The 19,880-nt window shown below is 58.2% G+C and carries 15 protein-coding genes and 1 pseudogene; 8 read left to right on the top strand and 8 right to left on the bottom strand.

The genetic code is table 11. The features are described from left to right. Positions 1 to 203 precede the first annotated feature (203 nt). The 3 genes from NNX37_RS13885 to NNX37_RS13895 are packed head-to-tail and all read right to left on the bottom strand — an operon-like array spanning position 204 to position 5,093. Positions 204 to 2,090, bottom strand: coding sequence for a DUF4012 domain-containing protein (locus tag NNX37_RS13885; RefSeq protein ID WP_255793310.1), 1,887 nt, complete (start codon positions 2,088 to 2,090; stop codon positions 204 to 206). Between the two features lie 43 nt (positions 2,091 to 2,133). Next, positions 2,134 to 3,597, bottom strand: coding sequence for a sugar transferase (locus tag NNX37_RS13890; RefSeq protein ID WP_255793311.1), 1,464 nt, complete (start codon positions 3,595 to 3,597; stop codon positions 2,134 to 2,136). Positions 3,598 to 3,617: 20 nt separating this feature from the next. Beyond that, the gene (locus tag NNX37_RS13895; protein WP_255793312.1) at positions 3,618 to 5,093 is read right to left on the bottom strand and encodes a polysaccharide biosynthesis tyrosine autokinase; all 1,476 of its coding nucleotides are present in this window, start codon (positions 5,091 to 5,093) and stop codon (positions 3,618 to 3,620) included. A 399-nt stretch (positions 5,094 to 5,492) separates the two neighbouring features. Between NNX37_RS13895 and NNX37_RS13900 the strand changes: the two genes are divergently transcribed. The 4 genes from NNX37_RS13900 to NNX37_RS13915 all read left to right on the top strand — a co-directional run bounded on the left by NNX37_RS13900 (position 5,493) and on the right by NNX37_RS13915 (position 10,423). Beyond that, the gene (locus tag NNX37_RS13900) at positions 5,493 to 6,626 is read left to right on the top strand and encodes a hypothetical protein (RefSeq protein WP_255793313.1); all 1,134 of its coding nucleotides are present in this window, start codon (positions 5,493 to 5,495) and stop codon (positions 6,624 to 6,626) included. Next, positions 6,610 to 7,668 (top strand): glycosyltransferase, encoded by a 1,059-nt coding sequence (locus NNX37_RS13905; protein ID WP_255793314.1) that lies wholly within the window; start codon positions 6,610 to 6,612, stop codon positions 7,666 to 7,668. Before NNX37_RS13900 ends, NNX37_RS13905 begins: the two co-directional genes overlap by 17 nt. Before the next feature lie 291 nt (positions 7,669 to 7,959). Then, entirely contained in the window at positions 7,960 to 9,192 is a 1,233-nt protein-coding gene (locus NNX37_RS13910; RefSeq protein ID WP_255793315.1) for a lipopolysaccharide biosynthesis protein, read from the top strand. Between the two features lie 148 nt (positions 9,193 to 9,340). Continuing rightward, positions 9,341 to 10,423 (top strand): glycosyltransferase family protein, encoded by a 1,083-nt coding sequence (locus NNX37_RS13915; RefSeq protein ID WP_255793316.1) that lies wholly within the window; start codon positions 9,341 to 9,343, stop codon positions 10,421 to 10,423. A 121-nt stretch (positions 10,424 to 10,544) separates the two neighbouring features. Here NNX37_RS13915 and NNX37_RS13920 read toward each other — a convergent pair whose 3' ends face one another. Beyond that, positions 10,545 to 11,861 (bottom strand): sensor histidine kinase, encoded by a 1,317-nt coding sequence (locus NNX37_RS13920; RefSeq protein ID WP_255793317.1) that lies wholly within the window; start codon positions 11,859 to 11,861, stop codon positions 10,545 to 10,547. A 479-nt stretch (positions 11,862 to 12,340) separates the two neighbouring features. Here NNX37_RS13920 and NNX37_RS13925 point away from each other — a divergent pair, with 479 nt between their 5' ends. From NNX37_RS13925 to NNX37_RS16640, 3 genes and pseudogenes are all read left to right on the top strand, one after another. Further along, on the top strand, positions 12,341 to 13,162 hold the full coding sequence (locus NNX37_RS13925; protein ID WP_255793318.1) for a response regulator transcription factor: 822 nt from the start codon (positions 12,341 to 12,343) through the stop codon (positions 13,160 to 13,162). 527 nt (positions 13,163 to 13,689) lie between these two features. After that, positions 13,690 to 14,670: an acyltransferase family protein gene (locus tag NNX37_RS13930; protein WP_255793319.1), complete on the top strand. Its 981-nt coding sequence runs from the start codon at positions 13,690 to 13,692 to the stop codon at positions 14,668 to 14,670. A gap of 136 nt (positions 14,671 to 14,806) precedes the next feature. After that, a pseudogene (locus NNX37_RS16640) lies at positions 14,807 to 15,190 on the top strand (IS3 family transposase); the annotation flags it as partial. Between the two features lie 410 nt (positions 15,191 to 15,600). On the opposite strand, the gene NNX37_RS13935 reads toward NNX37_RS16640, so the two are convergent. The 4 genes from NNX37_RS13935 to NNX37_RS13950 form a co-directional block, all read right to left on the bottom strand. Next, a complete protein-coding gene (locus tag NNX37_RS13935; protein ID WP_255793320.1) occupies positions 15,601 to 17,277 on the bottom strand; it encodes a sensor histidine kinase in 1,677 nt (558 codons plus the stop codon). 117 nt (positions 17,278 to 17,394) lie between these two features. After that, positions 17,395 to 17,772: an Hpt domain-containing protein gene (locus NNX37_RS13940; protein WP_255793321.1), complete on the bottom strand. Its 378-nt coding sequence runs from the start codon at positions 17,770 to 17,772 to the stop codon at positions 17,395 to 17,397. A 264-nt stretch (positions 17,773 to 18,036) separates the two neighbouring features. Beyond that, entirely contained in the window at positions 18,037 to 18,474 is a 438-nt protein-coding gene (locus tag NNX37_RS13945) for a VanZ family protein (protein WP_255793322.1), read from the bottom strand. After that, entirely contained in the window at positions 18,471 to 19,049 is a 579-nt protein-coding gene (locus NNX37_RS13950) for an arsenate reductase/protein-tyrosine-phosphatase family protein (protein ID WP_255793323.1), read from the bottom strand. The genes NNX37_RS13945 and NNX37_RS13950 overlap by 4 nt, the downstream gene beginning before the upstream one ends. Before the next feature lie 227 nt (positions 19,050 to 19,276). Here NNX37_RS13950 and NNX37_RS13955 point away from each other — a divergent pair, with 227 nt between their 5' ends. Continuing rightward, a complete protein-coding gene (locus tag NNX37_RS13955; RefSeq protein WP_255793324.1) occupies positions 19,277 to 19,858 on the top strand; it encodes an alternate-type signal peptide domain-containing protein in 582 nt (193 codons plus the stop codon). Positions 19,859 to 19,880 lie beyond the last annotated feature (22 nt).

Here is a 19,880-nt window from a genome sequence, read left to right on the forward strand (position 1 = left end):
GTGTGTTTATAGACGGTCGGCTCCCACCAAGAACCCGTGAAACCAAGCCTGAAAATATTTCGATCTCATGATCTGTCCCCGGCGCTCTTTCGAGCGTACTGGGGATGTTACCCCGCATATTTGTGCGAAGCGGGACATGATCACGGTAACAGGTGCTGCCCATACTTCCAAGCTGTATGTGGTATGGGCAAGGTATTTATCTTCTAATCGCAGGAACCGTCTCGTTTCGCAGGAAGTGCAACGTCTTGTAGTGCCTGTGTGGAAGGAGTGACCTCAAGCTTAGGCTCGGAACTCTGCACTACACGGGAGAACTCAATATCGATAACCGCTGTTTCTCCGGGCGCTAGCTCTAGGGTTACGGTGCCCACGGGCCGTTGGCCGTGTTTACCCGCGCCGAATGCGACGCTGTTTCCGTTTATCTGAGCTGCCTCGACTAGGGACTGTGCCGGCCCATAGACCACATAGTTTGTGCGGAAGTGCCCTGGCTCTACGCCGAACACTCCGTCGCCGGTCACGTAGGCCGGAAGTGAGGTAGCGGCATCCTCTGGCGCAGTATTCGCCACCTTCAGCTGTACGGTGTAGCGGCTGTAGCCGTCAGCGTCGCAGGTCTGCATTAGCTGGGCAGTACGAGAGGCGTAATAATCCATTTTGGCACCAGTTCCGTCATTGAAATAGGCCCCAAACGTGGCCCCACCCGCTGTTGGCCCGGTAACCGACCCTGCAAGGGCGGTGGACGAAATAATGTCCTGTTCATTCTTGATACTTGACCACAGGTACAGCCGATTCTCCTGCACGCTCGTGCCCAGGGCAGAGATCAGCTGTTTGCTGTCACCCTGGCCCCCTGTAAAAGCCGAGAAGACCCTGGCAGCCACGGCAGCGAAATATGCGTCCTGAGCCGCTGGCTCTTCGATTTCTCGGTAAACATCGGACAGAAGGGTGTTGACCACATTGTCTTTGGTCAAGGATATGGGTAGTTGCGTTCCTCCAACGAGTTCCACCACGCTGGGGTCAGCCAAATCTACCGGTCCGGTTGCTTCCAAGAGGTGTCCCAACACCACGGGATCCAGGGCAAGAACGCCATCTACTATCTGCCCCGGATGCCGCCCTTCCCACATTCTTTTGGCAGTTTCTGCTGCTGTTGGGAAGTGGGGAGTGAGATTTACGTTCTGCATCTGGGTGCCGAGGCGTGCTGTGTACAGGCGCTCTTCCTCTTCGTCCACCTCCAAGGCTGGCTTGAAGGCCTCAATTGCCGCAGCGCTGCTTTGATCGCTCAGGCTGATTCGGCCATCATCGGTGGTCAGCATCGCCAAGGCCCCGGGAATGCCGCCTGTTGCGCGGGTTTCGGCGCTGTTCTGTACGAGAACTAGGTAATTGCGTTCACCATTAGTGCCCAGCATCTCCGGTAGCAGCTGGGCTGCTGAGGAAGCGGTTCCTAACGTGGTGCTGACGGATCCGAGCTGCTCTGTTGCTGAACGGATTGGGTCAGCTATTTCCGGACGGAGGCGGGAGAGGTCGATGGACTTCAATCGGTCGTGGGACATACGTACGGTGTTCGCTGCAGTGGAAATGCTTGGCTCGGCATCCTTGACTTGGCTAACATCGATCCGACCGTCCGTGGGAGTCAATGTTGCCCAGTCGAGAGATTTATATCGGTCGACCAACGGGCTTATCGCATGAGCAGCAACGTCATCGGCAGATACGGCAACTTCCGCTACTGCGGCAAAATTCGCTCCGATCAGGGGAACGGCGGCGGCCGCCTTCCACAGGGGGCCGGTCACTATAGAACGTGCACTGGCGGTACTGTCCTGGATCTGAGCAGCAGCTTGGTTTGCGCCGTCATAGTTGCTTGCACCCAGATCGGCCCGAAGCGAGGGAACCAGAGCGAAAACCGTTTCAAGGTCTGTACGAACCGCCAAAACCTGACGGGCTACCAAACCTATCCCTGCGCCAACGAATATGAGTAAAGAGAGAAGTGCGATAGCCACGCGATAGAGCAGCTGGCCCCGTCCAATTGGCCACTTACGGCGTTTCGTCGTTTGTGCAGCTCCAGATGCTTCTGGTTCGGCAACTATGCGGTAGTGCGAACTCATGGATCGGCTTTCAGCAGAAGGGGCATGTGGGAAAAGGTAGGGATTAGAAGGCGCCTTGACGTGCAAGGACGGCCCGCACCGTTTTGAGCAGAATGGCGATGTCGCCGGCCAGCGACCAGTTCTCTACGTAGTAGAGGTCAAGGCGCACCGTGTCGTCCCATGAAAGCAAGGACCTGCCACTGACCTGCCACAATCCAGTGAGTCCGGGACGAACCATCAAACGGCGATGTACGTGGCTCTGGTACTGATCAACCTCCGACCGCAGTGGCGGGCGGGGCCCAACCAGACTCATCGTTCCGTTGAGTACGTTGAATAGCTGAGGGAGTTCATCCAAGCTATAGCGGCGAAGAAAGCGACCCACTCTTGTGATGCGGGGGTCGGCCTTGAGCTTGAACATCACGCCGTTGCCCTCGCTTTCGGCTTGGAGAGCTGCCAGCTGTTGTTCGGCATCAACGACCATTGAACGAAATTTAAGCATTTGGAACGGCCGACCCCCGGTACCTATACGTTCTTGGCGGAAGAGGACTGGTCCCGATGAATCGGCCCGCACCACGGCGGCTACGATCAGAAGCACCGGTAACAGTACAACCAAAAGTCCTGTAGCGCCTATCAAATCAAAAGTGCGTTTCACTAGCCCCTGGCCGCTTCCAAGATTCGGTGTGGAAACATGAATCAGCGGGAGACCCGCAACCGGTTGAGTGTGTATCCGAGGACCAGCTATGTCTGTTAGTGCAGGTGCCATAATCATGCGAATCTGCATGTCAGCGAGGGCCCAGCCCAGCTCTCGAATAACGGGCGGGGGCAGAGGGACACCTGTCGAGAGTGCCACGGCATCGGGTGATACTTTCCGGACTGCGGCGACGATGCCCTCTATTGACGCTTCGTGTCCGAGGTTCGGCATATCGAGGGAAGGGTCGATAAAGCTATCCTTTGGGGTCCCTGGGAGGTAGGTGGCAACTGGCTGGTAGCCTGCCATGGGCTGGCTGCGCAGTGCCCGGACTAGGTGCTCAACACCAAAGATTCCGCCGATGACGAGGACAGATGAACTGCTTTTCCCGGATTGGCGTTGGCCTCGGAGGTGGGTTCGCAATAGGAAGCGAGCCACAAGCAAAGACAAAACGCCTGCCGACAAGGCGAGACCCACGAAGCCTCGGGCGGTATCGAACTGGAAAACGTAGGATACCGACGCCACAAGCCCAAATAGCCAGAAGGAAGCGGTAAGGACCCGCTTATACTCTTCTGATCCATAACCCAACACCGTAGTGTCGCGGCTGCCTAGGAGTCCCAGCATGGCCCACCAGGTGGTGCTCAGAAGCAAGGTAATAACGAGGTAAAACTCGCCTTTAGCAGCAATCCACTCCTCGCTTGCCGGAGTACCGAAGCGAAGGATAAGGGCACCAGACATCGCCCATAGAATAACTGCGGCGTCCACCGCCGCTAACCGTCCCACGTGTTGCCGCCGCCAGTCAGTTGCCATTTTCCTGCGCCCCCAGTTGAAGATTTCCACTCGTTTAAGGACTGATTGCGCTATCTGACAATATCGGCGGACTCGGACACCTCGTGACGACCCCGGTTACCAGTCACAAAATGACCACCATTGACGCTTTTTGCCGTGCGCTTATTGCTTCTCTTGCCTCCGGCCGATTCGCCCTTTGATTCATAAGAATAATAGCTGTAGGCGTAAGCATCGGGACCTTTGGAAGGAAGCATGTTGAGCACGGTGCCCAGCAAGTTTGCTTTTACCAGTTCCAACGAGGAGAGAGACTTCTCAAGGTCCCGGGACTGAATCTTGCCCGAGGCGACCACGAGAACCACACCCGACACCTTCTGAGCGAGCACAGTTGAGTCGGTCACCGGTATTAGCGGAGGAGCATCGACAATAACAGCGTCGAATTCATCGGATAGGCGAGTGATCATTTTTGACATCGCCTCTGAACCCAAAAGTTCACTCGGATTGGGCGGTATCTGCCCTGACGTGAGGACATATAGATCGTCTTCTCCCCAGGGCTGTAGAAGATCTTCTACGTCAGCAGTGCCGATCAAAGCGGTAGTGAGTCCAGCGCCGCTCTCAAGACCCAAGTATGTCGCTACCATTGGGCGCCGGAGGTCGGCATCGATGAGGACCACTCGCTGGCCGGCCTGAGCCATGGCGATCGCCATGTTCGTTGCCGTGGTGCTCTTTCCTTCGCCCGGCAGAGACGAGGTAACGAGAATGGTGTTCGAGTTGCTGTCGACATTAGCGAACTGAAGGTTAGTGCGAATTTGCCGGAAAGATTCAGCACGTGGACTCTGGGGTGCCGCCTGAGTCAGCACCGGCCTCTTCGCAGCATCCACGTCGAACGAAATGCCCCCAAGGATTGGAGCCTTGGTCACCCGTGAGACATCAGCTTCACCTCGAACCTTGGTATCTAGGGCTGAGCGGAGGATAGCGGTCCCTACTCCGGCCATGAGGCCAACAACAAGGCCGACAAACAGATTCAACTTCGTGTCAGGGGCAGATGGTGCGGTGGGTGCGACGGCTGGCGTTACCACAGAGAGTTTAATGGGTGAGACTCCACCCATGCTGGGGGTTTCTAATTGACCAACTGTCTCGACAAGACTGTCGGCTACCGCTTGTGCTACGGCCGCTGCCTGGACCGGCGAGGAATCGACGGCGGAAATTGTGATGAGAACGGTGTTCAAGTCTGCACTTGCGCTTACGGTTTCGGCAAGTTTGGCAGGAGAAACATCGAGCCCGAGGCTATCAACGACAGGCTGCAGAACCGCTGGTGTTTTCGCGGTCTCCACATAGGTTTGGACACGCGCCTGAGTGAAAGTATTCCCCTGTTGAAGCTCAGCCACAGTGCCAGTGCTTTGAATAGAGACGAATAGCTGCGTGTGCGAAGTATAAACCGGACGGATTAGGAAGGACGCTGCTGCCGCGGCCAGCGTTCCGAGCAGGGCGCACGCGACTATAACCATCCAGTTGCGTCGAACTAACCGCCCATATTCCTTGAGATCCAAGTTCTAACCTTTCGTCGCGTGCATATCAGATCGTGTGCGAGGCCAGAACAACAGGAGATGTCGACCGCCGCCCATTGCCCGAACCAGATAACTATAGCGGCATTCCGACAAACCTATTCGAACGAAAGGGGGTCTCGGCCCGCCGCGTCCGCTCTTTCGACCTGTTGCGAGCTCGGTGAAGGGCCATCGATGCCTGCAGATCACAGCCGCTGCTCCTTGAATATCGCCAGTTTGACCCCTCGCTCTCTCACTAGCACCGCTCATGACAATCAGCCTTCATGTTCCTACTCGTGGAGTCGATGAACGGGGTGGCCACATATTGTCGGTGGGAGCCGACCTGTGCCTATAGACTGGGTTGGTGCAACACAGAGTCGGTCTTACCTGGGTGAGGGAGTTTGAGTGAGTGGTCGGGAAACGCACCGATACGCACCCGGCGTAAAACGCGAACTTGTATTTATGGACCTCTGCTTCGTCGCGGTATTCCTTCTCGGATATCTCATCGTTGTCTATCGTTCTGATATTCTTCCAACGCGTTTCATGGGTGACGAAAATGTCATTCGGGAGCTTGCTTTAGGAACGCGCTCTGCTTACGGAGACAACTCTTACGGCACGGTTGCGGCTATATATAAGCATTTGGGATTGGCCAAGAACCAGCTTGCAGCCGGACTGCTTGGCTACTTATTCGCATGTGCGCCATATTTGATCGTTATGTCTAGGCACAGAAACGCCGGCGCGAATTATGGTGCCATATTTGCCCTTAGCATTGGCGTGCTTCTAAGCGCCGTCTATATGGGAACGTACTCTAAGGAAGTTTTCGTTGTACCAGTAGTAGTCGCTCTGATCCTGTGTCGTTCACGGCGAAGTGGTTTGGTAATCATTTGTACGCTGGTCGTCGTATATGCCGTAAACTTTCGAAGTTACTGGTTTCTTCTGCTCGTAACTTTCGTCGCATTGTTACTATTAGTAAAAGCTATTCGGGCTTCTTGGGCTATCGTCCTAACTGCGCTGACAGCCGTCATTGTGGGATCTTTCATCTTTAGCACCATCATGAATGTTCCCGCTGACCATTTCCGCAACAGCGTCAACGAAAATCGCTTGCTCACAGGTAACGTTAATACGCTTATACCGCGATATGTTGACACGGGGACTATTTTGGATGGCCCCATGAACAACGCGATCAGCTATATCACCTTACAGCTCCCTATCCCACTGCTCATAAAGCTGTCTCCATATTATGTGGCCCTGGCGATCGTGATGGCCGCTCTATGGATTGGCTTCTACTCACGCATGGCCTCCATACTGAACATAGATGATACGAAGCGGGACCCTCAATTAGTGCGATCTGTTACGTTCGTATTGGCGTTCTCTGTGACTCAGGCATTTTTCGAGCCTGACTATGGCTCAGCATTAAAACACTTAACTCCGTTTTTACCGATATTCCTAGCGATGTACCTGGCGGTTCGGAAGAAACCTGAAGACTTGGTGCAAAGGGGCAACAAAGAGGAGCGCTGGGCACTTGACCAAACCCATTAGAGTTTTACATGTCGTGGAGAGCTACGGGGGCGGTGTAGCGACAGCGCTTGCCCAATATGCTGCCGCAACTCCTTCCGTTGAACATCACTTGCTCCGCACAGAACGGCCAGGCGATTTCGTTGATGGCGGAGAGCTTGCACAGTTTAAGAGCGTTGAAGATCTGCCCGGAAATCCCGCTAAAGCGTGGTGGACCATCAGACGCACGGTGAAAGCCCTCAACCCGGATGTTGTCCATGCTCATTCAAGCCTTGCAGGCGCTTATGTAAGGACGTCCGTCAAGGCTTCGCGGAATTTGAGTGTTATATACACGCCTCATGGTTACGCCTTCGAGAGGAAGGACATCCCTGTATCGCTTCGCCGCGTCTATCAGACTATAGAGCGAGTTTTGGCTCGAAATACTACGTCATATGCCGCTTGTTCACCTCGCGAAGCTGAGCTGAGCCAGTTCCCAGGATTTGCAGGGGCTGTAGTTCACGTTCCTAATGTTGCGACAGACGACGTTGAAAAGATTATGCATGAGGCTCCCCATGGTTCCGCAATGGAGGTAGTTAGCGTCGGCCGGCTTACACCCGCGCGCGATCCGCACTTTTTCGCTGAGGTCGTACGGACCGTTCAGGAAGACGGCCCTGAAGTGGAATTCACATGGGTGGGGGGTGGTGATATCGAGTATATTTCGACTCTCCAAGAGTTGGGAGTACATGTGACCGGATGGCTTTCCCGCAAGGAAGCTATGGCTTATATCGCCGGCGCGGATGCACACCTTCATACTGCGTCGTGGGATGGATTCCCTATGGTATTACTCGAGGCCAACGCAATGAGGGTGCCGAGTCTTGTACGGGATATTGAACCATTCGCGCAGGTTCCCCCTACGATGCGTAGTAAATTGCCTGAAGAGATGGCTCGCCAACTAATTGGCATGCGACAGAACACTCGCCGCCAACAGGTCTTGGCCCTGTGGGACCACTACCTAAGGGACAACACCGTGGAGGTTCAGGGTGAGCGGTTGATGTCTTTGTATGATCCCCCTTCCACTAATGAGTAGTAAAGCTCCTTGGCGAGCAAAGAACTAAGAGCCGAACTTGGTATCCGCACCGCTCCGTAGAGACTAGTGAAGCTAATGAATCAACAGATAAGCGTGGAATCGCAGGCTGCAGTATATGCTGCGGAATGGGGGAACGAAGCGTTTATGCCTGGCCCCATAATTTATCCGGTTTCGCATAATATTGGCGCAAATTGTTCCGCTGTGGCTATGCTGCGTTACGGAATCGACAGAACGAATGGGTAACAACATGGTCCATCGATGTAATACCTACGGGCCGAACTAATGGTCGGTATGGGTCAAGTTAAGAACAAAATATGGTATCTTGCACCAACAGCCCTAACAGGGCTGACTTCGATATTATGTGTGCCCCTGTTGATCTATATCTTGGGCCCTGCAGGTTGGGCTGATCTGGCGCTCGGACAAGCAATCGGTCTTTTTGGAACGGTTTTCGTCAGCCTTGGGTGGCCGGTGACCGGTCCTGCGCTTATTGCTCGCTCTTCCGCTGACGAGCGGTACAGGCAAATGGTTATTTCCCTCTGGACTCGTTTCCTTATGGCCTTACCGTTGGTTGTAATTGGGGCAGTTGCACTGATCTATTGGATCCCTCAAAGTCAAGTTCTCGTGTGCACCGCGCTCGTGAGCGCTTTTCTAGGTTTTGCGCCATCGTGGTATTTTCTCGGCATAGATGACCCGAAGGGGTTGTTCTGGTTCGATGCTGTAGCTCGGGCGACTGGGACTCTCGGCGGGCTGGTGGGTGTTTATGCCACGCACGATGCTCGTTTTTACGCCTTCGGTCTTTTCTGTGGAATCGTTGTTGCTGCTACATCAGGTTGGGCGAAGGCCCGAGGGATGAGGGCTAAGGTTGGTGTGGGCGTAACGGCAAGTGAGGTATTCAAAGCGTTTAAGGGACATCTCCGGGGTTTGACTACCAATGCTCTGTATATTTCTATAGCGTCAGTCATGCTACCTCTGGTCGCCTTGTTTGGAGGCCCTGTGTATGTGGTATTCGCTATTGTTGATAAGGTGCAAAAACAGCTCTTAACGGTGTCGCTTCCGATCACGCAAATGCTGACAGGCCGAATGGCGGGGGATATTGAGGGAGGTAATGGCGCTCTAGCAGTTGCAAGCCGCTCCTTCAAGGCCATAGTTGTGGCTGGTGCAATATTAGCGCTGTGCATGATACCTATCACGCCCTGGGCTGTTCAGCTGATGTCAGTGGGCTCGGCCGACATCGACCTTGTGCAAATCCTCGCAGTTTCCCTTGGCGTCGGCTTGGCCTTTATCTTGCAATGCCTCCCTGTTGCGGTTTTGGTCGTACTGAAACGTCTTGGGTATGCCGTTGTAGGAATGATAGTATCGCTACTTATAGGCATAGCCTCGGTTGTCTTTATCGGAGATGAGTTGAATTTGACGTTCATACTATGGGTTCAGTGTGGTATGTATGCCGTTTCGATCGTCTTCTGTTGGGCGGGTTTCCATAATGCAAAGAGGTCGTTTCATTCGGTCTCCAGTGTTTGCAGTTAGTGTGGTTCTAGGGCCGCCTAAAGTCTTTTGTTGCACGCCTGTTTCAAGCTGGTCATGAGCGCATCGTGTACCGGATATTTTCCCGCTTATTGCCGTAGCGGTTATGTGTTTGCGCGGACGTCGTTGCTCTAGTGTCTGGATTATTGTTGTGTTTACTAATTCCCTCGTCACGGTAGCCACCTATGGTAGAGCCGGCGGGAGTGCCAGGGTTCGTATATATGATTGGCTGGATTTCTTACGCGTCGATGCGGCGGTATTCGACTATGCCGGCATGGGCGATAACGGTGTATCAACAATTCTCCGCAATGCCCCGTCAGCATTGCGTGCAGAGGTGGAGCTTCGTGCGCTTCCGACTAGGTTGAGTAAGTCAGTTTTGCTAATGAGTCGAGAAGCATCCCCGTTTAGTAGCGGAAAGTTGGAAGAACGACTACTTAAGAGCGCGGCTTTGTCGGTTTATGACTTTGACGATGCAATTTACGCCGCTTCAGCTCGTTTTCCGCAAAGTATTTGGCCAAAGGATAGAATTTGGACAAGGGCCGTCCGCCACGCCGATCGCGTTATTGCTGGAAACGAGTATCTGGCTGAAGCAGCATCCAAGATCGCTGACGATGTCACGATTATCCCTAGTTGTGTAAATCCTGACGCATATCCGATAAAGACGGACTACGGTCTAAATGGGACTCCGACGCTGGTCTGGTTAGGGTCACCGTCTACTGAACAGTTCCTCTTGCCTCTCGCCGATGCCCTTGTCAATGTGAATCGAGTCCGGCCTATCCGGTTGCGGGTCATAAGCGCCGGACAGCAAAGCCTCGGGAAGCTAGATGCGATAGTGGAGAGGGTAAATTGGTCGGAAGATACATTCGCTAATGAACTTCCGAGTGCGGATCTGGGAATTATGCCGCTCTTGGATACACCATTTGCGCGCGGAAAGTGTGCGTACAAGCTTCTTCAGTACGGGGCCGCGGGATTGCCGGTAATGGGCTCGCCCGTGGGTACAAACCTGTCGGTTCTGGCGGCCATGGGTGGAGCTGCGCCTTCAACGCCTGCACAGTGGGAGAACGCTCTCCATGACTTCTTGGACACCAGCGAAGAGGAACGGCGGCGCATGGGGGAACGAGCGTACGCAACCGTCGGTGAGCGTTATAGTTTCCAAGCCTGGCAGGATGAGTGGCGCCGGGTTGTGGGAATAGACGATTCGGGTCTCTTGAGTGATGCTGGAAGCATTAGCTAAGTCAGAATTTGGCGGCTGACAGGCTGAGACGGCACTTTATCTAGGTTCACGACTAGGGGCGGCAGTAATCATTTCGTCCTTACCGCTGCTGAGAGCTCATGACCAGTCACTTCCTCCTTGTTCAAAGAGCCGTGTACGCCGGCACCTCTACGCAGAAAGTAGTCCCGACGCCCAGCACCGAGTTGAACGAAATCTGCCCCCCGTGTGCCTCAACGATGGATTTGGTGATCACCAGACCCAGTCCCACTCCCGGGATGGCAGCCTTCTTCACCTGCCCGGTGCGGAAGAACTTGGTGAACACATCCCGCTGGTCGGCCTCGCTCATGCCGATGCCGGCGTCCTGCACCTCCAAGACCAGGTTTCCGCCCTCCTGCCGGGAGCGGACGGTGACTTTGCCTCCGTCGGGGGAGTACTTGATTGCGTTGGAGAGCAGATTGTCTAGGACCTGGGAGAACCGGGCCGGATCCACCAGGGCCCGCAGGTTTTCCTCGCAGTCGCAGCCCAGGTCCACGCCGGCTGTACCTGCGCGGGTGCCGGCCGAGTCCAGCGCGGCGCGCACCAGCTCGGCTACGTCCGTCTCAGTGCGGTGTAGATCCATCGTTCCGGAGGCGGTGGTCAGTAGGTCTGCCACCAGCAGCAGCAGCCGCTCGGCGTTGCGCTGCGCCACCTGCAGGGCGCTGTGCAGACGTGGCAGTAGCCGGGAGGAGGCCTCGTCATCCAGCACCAGGTCCAGGTAGCCGATGATCGAGGTGAGCGGCGTCCGCAGCTCATGGGAGACGCTGGAGACAAAGTCCTCCCGGGCGTTGAGCGCGTTGACCATTTCCGTGACATCGCTGTAGGCCAGTACGGAGCCGGTAAACTGCCCGTTCTCCCGCATGGGCCGGGCACAGACGGCCAGGGCACGCTGACGCTCGCCCGTACCCACCCAGATCACGACGTCGGAAAAGGTTTCCCCCCGCATGGCCCGCTGGGACGGCCGCTGGTCCAGGGACACGGGCGTGAGCTGGTCCAGCCCGAAAATCAGGGCGTCACCGTCCGTGTCCGAGGCATGCAAAAGACCGGCGAGAGCGTGGTTGGCGCGCTGCCGGCTGTTCATCAGGATGGTCCGGCCGGCGGCGTCCACGGCCGTGACGCCGACGTCCACCGTTTCCAGTACGGCGTCCAGCAGCTGGGAGCGACGGCTGGTTTCCGCCAGGCTGGCCTGCAGCTCGGATTCGATGGCCACCAGCCGTTGCTGCTGGGCGGTGGTGTCCGCCTCCATGGCCGAGGCGACAACGCAGATGCCCAGCATCACGAAGGGAATCAGCAGCGGCGCGGCCAGGCTCTCAAGACCCGGGAAGCCGGGGGCCTGGATAAATAGCGGTGCCCACAGCAGCAGCGTGGTGCAGAAATAACCGAGAAGCCATGCCAGACGCGGTGCCGCACCGGACCAGGCCATCCAGAATACCGGAAAAACCGCTAGGAAGCTCAGGCCAATAAGGGAGTTTTTGCCCTCGTAATAAAGGCTGGCGACAACTGCGAAATCCAGTATCGGGATACACCAATAGCTCAGCGGTGGATATCGTTCCCACGGCACCGCAACACAGGCCGCCGTAAGAACTGTAAGAAGCACCGCGGCGAACCGGAAGCCGGCGCTTCCATAGAGTTCCGGGGCAACCACAGCGGTAATCAGGAGCGCCACGACAACAGCAAGCACAAGCGGAAGCTGGCTCACCAGCAGCCGGTACCGCAGACTTAGCTGATTGAAAGAAGAGGTGATGCCCGTAAGGGTTGCCACACGGTCTTTGAGACTGGACATGAAAAAGGAAACCCCCGGAATCCTGTAGCGGTAGCTCAGATTATAGGGCCCCTCCTGTAGAATACTGAGCAAGGGGTGCGGGGAATCAGAAGGTCTCGCAGGAACAGGAAAAATAGAACATGGAAATTCAACGCGTAGCCGTCATCATCGAAGACGACGCCGATATCCGCGACCTTCTTTACGCGGTGCTTCAGCAGTCCGGTTTTGAAGTTTTTACAGCTCCCAACGGCTCAGACGGTGTTGAAGCCGTACGGCAGCACAATCCCACGGTGGTTACCCTGGACCTCGGTCTGCCGGACATTGACGGTTTTGAGGTCATCCGGCAGTTGCGGCAGTTCAGCGATGCGTACATCGTGATGCTCACGGCCCGCGCGGAGGAACTCGACACCCTGATGGGACTTGAAGCCGGGGCGGATGACTACGTCACCAAACCCTTCCGTCCCCGGGAACTGCGCGCCCGGATCTCCGCCATGCTGCGCCGGCCCCGCGGCGAGGCACCCGCTGCCGAAACACCGGACGCCGGTACCTCTTCCTCTCCGCAGGACGGGCCGGGAGCGCCCCTCACGGGACAGGCACCCGCACGCGTTGCCGCTCCCGTCTCCGAGGTAATCCCGGGCGCGCTGGCGCACAACGGTCTGACCCTGAACCCGGGCACCCGGACCACGGAGATTGAAGGCACGAACGTTGAGCTGACCCGCACGGAGTTTGACCTCCTGCAGGCCCTGTTGGAAGGCGGCCGGCTGGTCCGGACCAAGACCGACCTGGTCCGGCGGCTGCGGGGCGAGGAGTACGACACAGGATCCTTTATCAGCGACGCGGATGAACGGACCGTGGAAGTGCACGTAGGCAACCTGCGCCGCAAGCTCGGTGACGATTCGAAGGCGCCACGCTGGCTCGAAACCGTCCGCGGCGTCGGCTACCGGCTGGCACCCCAGATTTGATACGGACGGGTTGCGAAGAAGAATAGATAATGGTCCCCGCGGATCGGTCTTCCCTGCCCGAATCAGGCCTATTCTGCAAAGACCAGGCTGGTCGGGGATGTCTCTATGGTTAGAACTGTTTGCCGACGATTTCCACTAGGATTCGAGCGTAACCCTTGAAATCCGGGCTTTGGGGTAGGGCCCCGTAAAGAAGGGGTGAAGAGGCGGAGATTGGCCCAGCGAGGTGACCCCGATGGGAAGTGCGCTGGCGATCGCGCGCTGGTCCTCGACCTCCAAAACTTTCCTATGGGCGGCGAGGCGGATGTCACGGATTCAGACTTTATCCGGACGCTGGTAACTTTCTGCTCATCTGGCCTGATGTGTTCGCAGGTCGAGGTAGGTAGGACTCATATCTGCTTTGTAAACGGCTTCGTTGGTCGTGCCGCTGCCGGATTTTGCCGGGCGCCAGAAGTCAGTTCCGGTGGCGGGAGCTCGTGCCCGTCTTCGTGGAGGAATCGTGCCCGAACAGGTGGGCATATAATCGGTTAATGTCCAACGATGAGATGCCCCGAACGGAGATGCGGAAGCGAATCGATTGGATGGACTCCCTCAGAGGATTAGCCATAGTTTTCGTCCTGATTTGGCATGCAGTCTCTATCCCAACTGTACATGGGTATTCCCTACCAACGTGGATCGAATCGATCAACAATAGTGTGCTCCCGTTTCGCATGCCACTTCTCATGTTCCTCTCCGGCACGTTACTTGCTAGGTCCTTTGGCAAGTCGACCAAGAGTTATTATCTCGGCAAATTTCAAAGGCTCGTTTGGCCTTATCTGGTGTGGAGTCTGATATATATTCTCCAGTACCCAGATTCCGGCAGCCTGTGGGATCCACGCGCGTGGATCGCTACGGGACATTTATGGTTCATTTTTTTTATTACGTTCTATTACCTAGTTGCTCCAGCCTTTAGGAATTTGCCCGTACTAGTGATTCCTGCACTCTCTCTATTGGTTGCCTTGGTGCTTCCGGGGGGAGTGGTGCAGATGCTATTCTACTTTGCTGTATTCTTCTTTATGGGGAATGCAGTTACGCGCCACCCCAATATATTCAATCGAATGCTGAAGTCCAGGCTGGCCATTGGAGTGTCAGCAATGGTCGCTCTCCTTCTTGGGTTCATGTCGGCCACTTACGGGACCGAACACAACGCATGGTTTGCGCCCGCGAATCTTGCTGGTATATTGGCAATCATTGCGGGCGCCCAGAAGGTGGAGAATGCGGCTTGCCAGACGATACTGCGTTACATAGGGAAGCACTCCATTTACTTCTATTTTTCACACTTCGCTGCCATGACGGTCGCACTCGTCGCATTGGAAGCGTTGGGTACTACTGCTTACGGAGTGAGAATTCCCGTTCTATTGGCGGTCGGATCAATCACAGGATTCGTATTGAGCGGGTTTCGCGACCGGCCCCCAGTACGGTGGGCTTTCAGTCCGCCCCGTATGGCCGCCGGGTTTAATCGCGTTAGGTAGGAGACAACAGCTATTTAGTACTCCTCGCGGTGAGCCGTGCGCTTACTTGCGGGTTTGTCGGCCGCCGGTACACCTATAATTTGGTGCGGAATCGGGGGACTTTTTCGAACTCTGTTTCGTGTGGCTTCTCACGCGGCTGATTGAAGTCATCGAAGAACTCCAGGTCACCGATGCAGCTTGGTGCCGGTGGCTGATTCGGTTCGGGTTCGAGCAGAGCGCAGAGGTATCTAAGCGGACCAAGGGGCTGGAAAAGGAGAACGTCTGGCCAAAAACTGTGGCGTGGCGGAGAAGGAACTGGCCATCGAGATCATCAACTGGGTGGCCGAGGGAAAACTCTGAGCCGTGAAGCCCGCGTCGCTTTGCTGTGCCCATGGCGGCGGAGAAATTCGGGGTGTCGGAACGCCTCGCCTGCATAATCCTGGGTCAGGACTGGTCCGTGCTGCGCGAGAAGGAAGCCTGCATGGGTTTCAAGGGGGCCCGGCTCCATGCGGAGATGTGGGCTATCGCGGTTAAGCATCCCTTCCTCGCCAGCACCGAATCCGATGCGGCGCTTCTTTTTCGCCATGGAGCCCTTCGGGGACTGGGCGGCCACTCTATGTATGCGGGGTGGGTCCGTGTCTGTACGTTCAGAGAATGATGACAGTGTAGCGCGCACAGTTAGATAATCGATATTGACTGAGGAGGAAAGCCTGCGCGGGGCGCGGTGGTCTATCGGATGCCGACCGAGTGCGTGCGCGAGGCGTGCCCGACGGCATCGTGGAACCCGACGGTGCCTTCGCCCACATCGGTGAGGAACCGGCCGATACTCATAGTGTCCACGCCGTCGGTGGAGCCTCGGCGGGTTGCGTCCCGCGGCGCTGGCTACCGGCTGCCACCCCAGAACTAATCCGACGGCCCCGCGTCTCTGACCCGGGGCCGCCGGCCGGCGGGCTACACGCCGGAGGGCAGCTCCACTGTGAAACTGGTGCCCTGGCCCAGAGTGCTCTCCACCCGGATACTGCCACCGTGCGCCTCGGCAATATCCTTGCTGATGGCCATGCCCAGCCCGACGCCGGGGATACCCGCCTGCCGTACCGTGCCGGTGCGGAAGAACTTCTCGAACACCGCATCCACGTCCTCGGCGGACATGCCCATGCCGGTGTCGGCCACACGGAAGACCGCGCGGTCCGCGTCGCGCCAGGCGCTCACGGTGACCGTCCCTCCGTCGGGCGAGTACTTGATGGCGTTGGACAGCAGGTTATCCAGAACCTGCGCAATACGGTGCGGGTCCGCATGCATGGGCAGCTCGGCCGGAGCATCGTTCACCAGCTCGACGCCGGCCTCCCCTGCCCGGGGCTCCGCCGTGCGGAGGCTGGTGGTGATGATGTCCGCCAGGCACATGGGCCGGTATTCCAGCTGAATGGTGCCTGAAGCCGCCGTGAGCAGGTCCGACACCAACCGCAGCAGCCGTTCACTGTTGCGCAGCGCCACACGCAGGGATCCGGGGATGGGCCCCTGCAGCTGGGTTTCCTCAGCCTCGTCCAGGGCGAGGTCCAGATAGCCCATGATGGACGTCAGCGGGGTCCGCAGCTCATGCGACACGCTGGCGACGAAGTCGTCCTTCGCGGCCAGTGCACCTACCAGGGCAGTGACGTCGGAGAAAACGATGACCGCGCCGTTGAAGCCGCCGTCGTCGTTCCGCAGTACCGCCCCGGAAGTGTTCACGGCCATCTGGTTGCCTGGAGGTCCCAGCCACAGCGGTACGTCTTGGAAGTCGGAACCGAGCAGGGCGCGGGCCACGGGCCGCTCGTCGAAGGGCATCAGGGTGGTGCGGTCGAGGGTATAAAGGAGCAGATCGCGTTCATGTGGGCGGGTTATTCCGGCGGGCAGCGCCCGCTCCTGCAGCAGCCGCTGGCGGCGGTTCATATGCCGGGGAATGCCGTCCGCGTCCACCAGGAGGACCCCGACGTCGATGGCGTTGAGCACGCCGTCGAGGCGTTGGGACTGCCGCTTACTCTCGGCCAGCGCGGCTTCGAGCAGCCGGTCCTTGTTCTCCATGGTTTCACGCTGCGAACGGATGTCCTCACGCAGCACGGATACGGTGAGCGCGACGCCCAGGCTCACCAGCGGAACAAGCAGGGGAGCGGTGAGGTCCGCACCGCTGACTGGGCCGGGGGTGCCCAGGATGAAGGGATGCCAGACGGACAGCAACGGGCAGAAAAAGCTCAGCACCTGCGCCGACGCAGGGGATACCCGGGACCAGGAGATCCAGAACACGGGGAAGACGTGCAGGAGGCTCAGTCCCGTCAGGATCCCGTTGCTGCCGTGGTGGAGCTGGGCGATGGCCACGAAGTCCAGCAGGGGGATGATCCAGTAGGAGGGGTACCAGAGCTGGTTCCAGGGAACGGCAATGCATACTGCGGTGACCACGGCCAGCGTGATCAGGCCCGTAACGAATTCCTGCTGCTGGAAGATCTCCGGCAACTGCCAGGCGGCAACGGCGCAGATCAGTCCCACCACAATGACCAGGGGTGCCTGGCTCACCGCCGTCCGATAACGCAGCGGCAATTCGTGGAACTGGGAGGTAATGCCGAAAAACCCCAGCGTCGACCGCGACAACCGCGACATGCGTGACCCCCTTCTAAGCACAACAGGGTCTAACGATACCGGTGGTATGCCCGCTCCCGTGACCGCGCTCACGGGCGGGGCGGGTTCAGCGGGGCCGGCGGGTCTAGGCGGCGGGCCCTAGGCGGCGGAGAACAGGGATGACTGGTTCAGATGTGCCATGGTTTCCGTGCCGCAGGCACGGACGGCAGCGACCATTGCCTCCAGACCGCGTATGTCGCGGCGTGACACCAGGTCCTGCGCGGCAGCCCCCAGGGCCGAGAGCCGTTCCGCTCCGGCCATGTGGCTGGAGATCTTGATACTCAGGACCACGTCCATCGCGGCGTCGAAGTCCCGGCCTTGAACGGCCTGACAAAGGCGGGTAAACCGGCTCTCCCACATGGAGACGAAATTAGAGACGAACTGGCGGCAGGACTCAGTGCCCACCTGGTCGCTCAGCTCCCGGAGCCGCTCCAGGGAGACCAGCCGCACGTCTGTTTCTTCGCGGGGCATCGTCATGACCTGCTGCTCCCGCGGCGCGAGGCTGCGGCATTCTGTTTCAGCGGTCAGGCTGATGCACCGGCGTGCGGGCTCGGTGGCCCTGCCTGCGGAAGCTGCGGGGGAGTCAGATATAAACAAAATATCCTTCGGGGTGGGGTGCCGTGGGGCGTTCGGTTCCTGGCGGAAGCCAGCCGAAAGCTCCCGGCCGATGCTTTACGCTCTCACTCCAACCTCAGGAAATCTGGCCTGTGACACTCAAGATCGAGGCAATATTGGCGGCCCTCATCCGTCGTGTTTTCGGCTGCGGATTGCGTAGACCGCAAGCGTGCCGAGCGCCGCCCCCAGCGAATTGGCCATGACGTCGTGGACGGTGGCAAACCGGGCAGGCAGGAACAGATGCTGCCCGGTTTCAATAGCGCAGGAAACGGCAACGCCGACGACCGCGGCGAACCAGGCATAGCGTTCGGCAAGGTATGCGGCGGCCAGGACACCGAAGGGAACGAACAACACCACGTTCGCCGCGGACTCCACCAGGGTGTAGTTGACCCAGCCGGGCACGCCGCGGGCATGCAGGGCACCGAGGATCTTCTGCAGGGTGCCGGCCGAGCCCGCGTCTACCGGGGAGGGCCAGAATGCGATCAGCGCCAGCGCACCTATATAGAGCAGGAACAGGCCCGCCAGCCTGCGTCGTCGTTGAGTTCCCGGAATGACTACGTTCACCGGTAGCGGCGCTCCCATGCGAGCAGCGCGTCCACCGCGGGGGTAAGCTCGCGGACCATCTGCTGGTAGACATCGTCGCTGCGGCGGTACGGGTCCACCACGTCATCTTCTTCCGGCCCCGCCGGGTGGGCGCTGCGCAACCGCAGGGCACGGGCCATTGCGGCCTGCCAGCGGTCGGCAGTCGTCGCGTCCGGGTCGGCGTCCACCAGGGGGAGCAGACGGGCCAGTTCGCGCAGAGTGAAGGTGCGGCGCAGCAGCCCAGGGGCGAGCTCGACTATTTTGCTCCGGTGGCCGCGGGTCAGGGCCAGCACAAGGTCCTGGCCCTGGAGAACCTCCAACGTGAGCTGCCGGGAGGTGAAACCGGCGGAACTGCCGCCGAAGATATTCACGAAGCCGGCCACGTGCGGTTCGATGCCCGAGCCCACCAGCGCCCCGGTGCCGGCGCTGGTGACCTCGAACTCGCCGGGAGCCATCTGGTCCAGTCCGGACTGGAGCAGGCGCTCGGCCATGGGGGAACGGCAGATGTTGCCGGTGCAGACGGTCAGAATACGGAACGGGGCGGTGGTGGTTCTCATGTCCTCAGGCTTCAAATAGGGCTGGTTTCCAGGCCGGATACGGCCGGGTGCGCTGGTTTTGAGGGTACCTTGTGTGGCGCTTGAGCTTTGCCGGAATGTTTCACGAACCCTGTGTTTGGGCGGCGTTGTTTCTTGAGGGGAGGGCAGCAAAGTAATACCCAGCGGCGAGGAGAAAAATCTCCCCAGGCCGAACGGGTTACACGGAGCAAGGGGACACAATGAATAAGATGGCAAAAGGCGCACTGGCAATCGGTATCGGCTCGGCAATGCTGCTCGGCGGCGGCGGCACCCTGGCAGTCTGGAACCAGACGCAGGCAGCCAACGCCGGCCAGATCGCAGCCGGTGACCTGAATCTGACCACGCAGCCGGGTGTCTGGAAGAACGCCTACGGCACCGTGGTGGATCTGGATCCCACCAACGCCGTTGCTGACTACAAGGTGGTCCCGGGCGATGTCCTCACCTACAGCCAGACCATGGACGTGTTGCTCACCGGTGATCTGATGCAGGCCAAGCTCTCCATCCAGAACGTCCCCACCAGCAGCTTCGTGGCCCAGAACGTCACCATCGACAGCGTGGTCGTCAAGGATGCTTCGGGCAACAACCTGCAGAACGCCGTCCTGACGCCGGCCAACTCCGGCAAGGTCACCGCCTCCGCCAAGTTCACCTTCAAGCAGGACACCGATCTGCGCAGCAGCGTCAACGCCCTGGCTGACTTCAAGAACATCTCCTACAAGCTGGACCAGCAGGCACTGCCGGCACCGACCGCCACCCCGACCGCCACCCCGGCCGCAACCCCGGCCGCCGGCTAGTAGCACTGGCTAACGCCACCTT

Source organism: Arthrobacter zhaoxinii (assembly GCF_024385505.1).
Lineage (GTDB): Bacteria > Actinomycetota > Actinomycetes > Actinomycetales > Micrococcaceae > Arthrobacter_B > Arthrobacter_B zhaoxinii.